Genomic DNA, 4,516 nt, shown 5'->3' on the forward strand with positions numbered 1-4,516 from the left:
AAATTATAAAATCACATCTGATTTGAATGTAAGCTTGCGTTCGCAGATCTCTACCTGGAACCAACAAAGAACTGAGCAGGTGCCTTCATCGGCAAATTTAAATGCTTATACCAAATGGTATTATTTTGGCTGGTATGGTGATTATCGCCAGGACGATCGTAAGTTGTTTGAAAACAATACCGATTTACAGTTAAACTACAACAAAACTTTTGGTAAATTCAATGTATCAGCTTTATTAGGTGGTAACTCCCGTTCATTTACCTATAATTCATTTTACGGTACCACCCGTGCTTTGGCTTTGCCTAATGCTTATGTTTTATCAAACTCGCAACAGGCACCGCTTACTTATACCTGGGATTCAAAAATGCAGGTTTATAGTGGTTACTACTCATTTGATATCGGATATGATAAATACATTAACGTTAATACCACCGGCCGTGTTGATAAATTATCAACTTTTGCTCCTGGTCATGATACGTTCTTTTATCCGTCTGTCTCGGTATCAACCGCGGTTTCTGATTATGTTAAACTACCCGAAGCTATCAGTTTCTTGAAATTCAGGGCATCTGAGGCCGTACTTAAAGCTGGTTTAACACAATCAACAGTTGCCAGCGCTTATACCCAGGTTCAGAATACTCCCGGCCAGAATACGAATACATTACTTGGTTATGGTACTGAACTATACAGTTCATATGATGGCCCAAGCTATACCAATCAGGATCTTGCCTCATATGTATCGCTTTATAATAATACATCATCGGTTCTTTATTCAAACACCAAGGCTAATTCAAACCTGCATTCTCTTAAAAGAATATCTTACGAGGCTGGTATGGATATCAAATTCCTCAAAAATCGCTTAGGTTTAGATGTTACCTATTTTGATACACAAAACGGTCCTCAGATCTATCAATTCCCGATAGATCCGGCAACCGGTTATAGCGCCTATAACCAAAACGCGGTTACTACAAAAAGAGCAGGTTGGGAGCTTTCATTAACGGGTTCGCCTTTCCGTAATAAAGACGGGTTTTCATGGGATGTGAATGTGAACTATTCTACATTTAAAGAAACGCTTAAGGATATAGGTTACAATAATGTTCAATCAATTGCACTGGTAGCCAATCACAACTTTGCTATCGGCGATAGGGTTGACGAAGTATTTGGTACCAAGTTTTTAAGAGATGGTAACGGTAATATCGTTTACGATGCTGGCGGTGCGTTATTAAAAGCATCTGGTTCAAACAGCCAGGTATACGGATCTTTAGGTCACTTAAATCCTGATTTTACCTTTGGTATCAATAACAGGTTCTCCTATAAGAATTTCAGCTTCAGCTTCCAGGTTGATGGGCGTATCGGTGGTGTTATTTATGATTACAACTACTATGCAGCCAGGCAGGGTGGTACCGATCTTTCAACCGTTCAGGGTGTGATTGGTGCGGCACGTTTAGCCGAGTGGAATTCGACCAAAGTTGGCACGCAAGCGCCTACGCCTTCATTGTTAGGTAACGAAAGCGGCGCGGGTGTTAAAATTGTAAGCGGCACGCCTAAGTTTCAAAATGGCGTTATCTCAAACATGAGTGAGCTTACTTTCGCTCCAAATACAACTCCTATAACTGTTCAGGGTTATTTGAATGGTACCGTTAAAACCATTGACGAATCGTTCATGATCAGCAGGTCATTTGCCAAATTACGTGAAGTAACCATAGGTTATAGCCTTCCGGCAAAATATCTAAGAAACACAGCTGTTAAGGCGGTATCGATATCTCTTGTAGGCAGGAACCTGTTATATTTTGCAGCCCGCAAAGACTTTGATATTGATCAATATGCTTCTGGTTACAACTCGGCCGACGGTACAACCGGTGGTGCCCCTTCAAACGGTGCATTACAAAGTACAACCGCGCGCAGGTACGGTTTTAACCTAAACGTTACATTCTAAAATATTTTATAAAACATATTTATAAAGATGAAAGCTTTAAAAGTAATTACAGCAGCAGTAGCATTGACTTTGTCAATCACGAGCTGTCAAAAAGGCGACCTCAATTTAAACCCGAACGCGGTTAACGCCAATTCGGTGATCCCGGTGTCATTGATCGTTAACCACCTTACCGCCGTATTGGTACGTTCGGAAGAAGCCCCTTTTGGCGATGTAAATAAATCAAACCAGTTCCAGGTTTCTAACTATGCAAAATACTGGGGCACTAACGAAGATTCGTGGTCATACAGCGCGCATAGTTATGAACTGTTGAAATATGCTGTGCAACTGGAGTTGCAGGCAAAATCGCAATTTGGCAATTCAACAAATAAATATTTTGCAATATCTAAATTCTTTCGCGCATATTCAGCAATCTGGTTATCACAAAGAGTAGGCGATATCCCCATGAGCCAGGCAGGTGATATCAATTTCCTTACGCCAGTGTTTGACCCTCAACATGACGTTTACAAAAACTCATTACAGTTGTTGGATGATGCCAATAAGATACTGGCCGCGTTGGGCTCGCCGGGTACTATTTTAGATAGCGGTGATATTTTTGGATTAACCAATCTGCAATGGCAAAAAGTAATTAATTCATACAGGTTAAGGATATTGATTAGCTTAAGTAAAAGGGCTGATGATAATGCAGATTTAAACATCAAATCGCAGTTTGCGGCTATTGTTGGCAATGTGGCTACTTATCCTGTAATGACGGCAAACAGTGATAACGTTGTTTATAAATATACTACGGCAACTCCTTATCCGGTTTTTGCTTCGGGTAGTAATTCATATAACAACTTTATGAATGTTGGTAAAACTGTATTGGATATTACCACATCTACAAAGGATCCGCGCACTTTTTTAATGGCTACCCCGGTAGGCACCACAAATGTTGGCGATTTTTCAAATTACATAGGTGCTGATCCAGGAACTCCTTTAGCAACATTGCAAAACGACGCTGCTAAATATTCAAACTTTAATGGCATGCGTTACTTTGGGTCTGCTACGGGTGCTACTGTTGAGCCATTTATTTTCATCGGTTATCCAGAATTATGCTTCAATATTGCCGAGGGCATCAACAGGGGATGGGCTCCAACTCTTGCTGCCACTGATGCTAAAACATGGTATGATAAAGGTGTTGCCGCGTCTTTCAGTAACTTTGGTATCAGTGTTACAGCAAACTCCACTGTTACTATATCTGATGTAGGCGGTAAAAGCCTTGGCACTACAACTACAGATAATGCTACGTTTTTAGCTAATATAAACTACAACACAGGTTCAACAACTGCTGCCCTTGCTCAAATTTTACAACAAAAATATGTTGCATTTTTTATGAACTCGGGCTGGGAAGCATATTTTAACCATCGCCGTACCGGTTTACCGGCATTTAGCGAAGGTGGTACTGGTTTAGGTACTCCCGGTGGTAAATTACCGCGTCGTTGGTTGTATCCTTTAGACGAGATCAACTCAAACAACGCTAACTATCAAAAAGCGATAGCCAGCCAGTTTGGTGGTGCTGAAGATGTATTTAAAGATACCTGGCTTACCAAATAATTTTAATCAATATAAACAAAACAGGATCCCGGTTTCGGGGTCCTGTTTTTCCATTTAAAAAGAATATGAAAAAACTACATTTATTACTGGCGATCATCTGCCTCGCCGGAAGTGCTAACGCACAGATTGCTGATAGCACCAAACGTAAAGTTGAACTACAGGGAGCAGTAAACTTCAGGGACCTGGGTGGGTATACCACTAAGGACGGCCATCATGTAAAATGGGGTAAGGTTTACCGTAGCGCTGATATGAGCAAGCTTACAGACCAGGACCTGGCTGTATTAGCGGAACGTAAAATAGCCTACGATGTAGATTTGAGGGGTACACAGGAATCAAAACAGGCACCGGATCGCCTGAACCCAAATACCGATTATATTTTATGCCCTGCCGGAAGCGATAATGTGGGCAATATGCTTCAAAGCTTAAAAGGCCAAACGCGCGGTGATTCGGTTATGGATGCATACTACAGTAATACTACTTTCCTTGCCGACAGGTACAAGCCATTTTTTGGTAAACTGTTAGCAATGCCCGAGGATAAAAGCCTGGTGTTTCATTGCACTGCAGGGAAAGACCGCACGGGAATAGGCGCTGCGCTGCTATTGTACAGTTTAGGTGTACCTTATGAAACCATTTTGAAGGATTATGAGGCATCAAACTATTACCGCGCTGCCGAAAATGAAAAAATGGCCAAACAGATGGTTCAGTTTATGAAGATCAATGAGGGAGTTGCCAAAGATGTAGTCGCGGTTAAAAAGGAATACCTTGATGCCACCTTCACTGCTATCAAAAAACAATACGGATCTATTGATAACTATCTCAAAAGCCAGATCGGTTTAACCGATAAAGATATCACAGCATTAAAAGCCAAGTTTCTGGACTAAGCGCTATCTGAGCAGTGCTGTAAGAACTATAGAGGTAAACCTACTTGTTTACCCTCTATAGTTTTTTTGTTTAGTGCCAATGCTATAAGAACTGCTAATCAAAAACTCCCCC

At 41.1% G+C, this 4,516-nt stretch carries 2 protein-coding genes and 1 pseudogene; all 3 read left to right on the plus strand.

What is annotated here, in order from left to right; translation table 11 throughout:
- Nucleotides 1–1,933: pseudogene (locus tag VF500_RS11840) on the plus strand (hypothetical protein); the annotation flags it as partial.
- Between the two features lie 27 nt (nucleotides 1,934–1,960).
- Nucleotides 1,961–3,523 carry a SusD/RagB family nutrient-binding outer membrane lipoprotein gene (locus VF500_RS11845; protein WP_330859864.1) on the plus strand — a complete coding sequence of 521 codons (1,563 nt, stop codon included), beginning with the start codon at nucleotides 1,961–1,963 and terminating at the stop codon, nucleotides 3,521–3,523.
- Nucleotides 3,524–3,588: 65 nt separating this feature from the next.
- Entirely contained in the window at nucleotides 3,589–4,404 is an 816-nt protein-coding gene (locus VF500_RS11850; RefSeq protein WP_330859865.1) for a tyrosine-protein phosphatase, read from the plus strand.
- The last annotated feature ends 112 nt before the right edge of the window (nucleotides 4,405–4,516 follow it).

Origin of the sequence: Mucilaginibacter sp., assembly GCF_036383575.1 — a bacterium.
In the GTDB taxonomy this organism is placed as follows: Bacteria; Bacteroidota; Bacteroidia; order Sphingobacteriales; family Sphingobacteriaceae; genus Mucilaginibacter.